The organism is Streptosporangium carneum, assembly GCF_027922005.1.
Taxonomy (GTDB): Bacteria; Actinomycetota; Actinomycetes; order Streptosporangiales; family Streptosporangiaceae; genus Streptosporangium; species Streptosporangium carneum.
Window position 1 is genome coordinate 1 of sequence record NZ_BSEV01000088.1, and the last position, 738, is coordinate 738.

At 60.0% G+C, this 738-nt stretch carries 1 protein-coding gene; it reads left to right on the plus strand.

Annotated elements, in window-relative coordinates:
* Positions 1-37 precede the first annotated feature (37 nt).
* The coding region (locus PKF00_RS44845) for an HAD-IC family P-type ATPase (RefSeq protein WP_271223737.1) at positions 38-738 on the plus strand (701 nt) is incomplete at its 3' end.

Consider the following 738-nt stretch of genomic DNA (forward strand, 5'->3'; position numbering starts at 1 on the left):
TATGACGGCAACAGGGCGGGGTGCGCAGGCGGGTGTTTTGATCAAGAACGCCGAGGCGCTCGAGCGTTTCGCCAAAGTCGATACTCTGATTGTGGACAAGACCGGTACGCTTACCGAGGGCAAGCCAAAGCTCGTGGCAGTCATCACCCGTGATGAACACACGGACGATGAGCTACTTCGACTGGCCGCTAGTCTGGAGCGAGGATCCGAACACCCGTTGGCAGAGGCTATTGTCGAGGGCGCGCTGGAAAAAGGACTGGAACTTGCCCAAACGCAAGACTTTGAAGCGATCACGGGCAAGGGCGTGATCGGTCGGGTTGATGGTCGGGCTGTGTCGCTTGGCAATGCTCGCTTGCTTGAAGAGCTGGGTCTCGCAGCAACCGATCTGGCGGAGACGGCGGATAATCGTCGCGAGCAAGGCGAAACCGTCATGTTCGTCGCGATCGACGGTGCGGTCGCCGGCTTGGTCTGCGTTGCGGACCCGGTCAAGGAGACGACGCCAGAAGCCCTGGAAGCGCTGCATGGTCTTGGCTTCAAGATTGTCATGGCGACAGGCGACAATGAAAAACCCGCTCGCGCAGTCGCCGCGCGGCTCGGCATTGACGAAATTCGCGCTGACGTCCTTCCCGAAGACAAGGCACGGATCATTCAGAATTTGCAGTCCGAAGGGCGACGTGTCGCGATGGCAGGAGATGGTGTAAACGACGCGCCCGCGCTGGCGCAGGCGGATGTTGGTAT